The organism is Rhodococcus sp. 14C212, assembly GCF_011058195.1.
Lineage (GTDB): Bacteria > Actinomycetota > Actinomycetes > Mycobacteriales > Mycobacteriaceae > Rhodococcus > Rhodococcus aetherivorans.
The window spans coordinates 1-600 of the sequence record NZ_JAALEH010000228.1 but is presented as its reverse complement, the minus strand read 5'-3'; the positions used below and the strand labels follow the sequence as shown (position 1 = coordinate 600).

Genomic DNA, 600 nt, shown 5'->3' with positions numbered 1-600 from the left:
GCGCACCCCCGCCCCACCACCGAGTGACCGCGAGTGGGACATCCTCGTCGCCCGCGCGACCGCGGCCGTCGACGCCCTCCACGCCCTCAACACCACCACCGGCCAACGCGGCCGCAGCTTCTCCCTACCCGTCCCCGACGGCACACAAGCCCGCATCCCCATCTGGTCCGGCCGCACCACCTGGCTCCGCCAACTGCGCCACGCCCTCACCACCACCCACGCCGGGCGAGAAGCCCTCCGCGAGCAGCACATCAGCGTCGACCGGCTCATGGCCGTGGCCGCGGCCCACGCCCACTACGCCGACTCCGCCACCGGCCGGAACGTCACCGCCGCCCGCACCACCCTCGCCGCCCGGGCTGGCGTCTCGGTCTCCACCGTCAACCGCGCCCGCCGCGTCCTGCGCACCCTCGGCGCCGCCCACGAACTCGTCCGCGGCCGCACCCTCACCCACACCGAATACCTGGCCGCCGAACTCCACCACGGCGGCCCCCAACACCGCGCCGCGTCCGTCTGGGCCCTCAGCTCCCCCGCCGCCCTCGTCGCCACAACACCGCCCACTCCACCTCGACGCCGCCACCGCAGCCGCGCACACACCCGCGC

1 pseudogene is annotated in these 600 nt (G+C 75.8%); it reads left to right on the top strand.

Annotation, left to right across the window (positions count from 1 at the left end):
* Nucleotides 1–40 precede the first annotated feature (40 nt).
* Nucleotides 41–600, top strand: a pseudogene (locus G6038_RS30835) (replication protein); the annotation flags it as partial.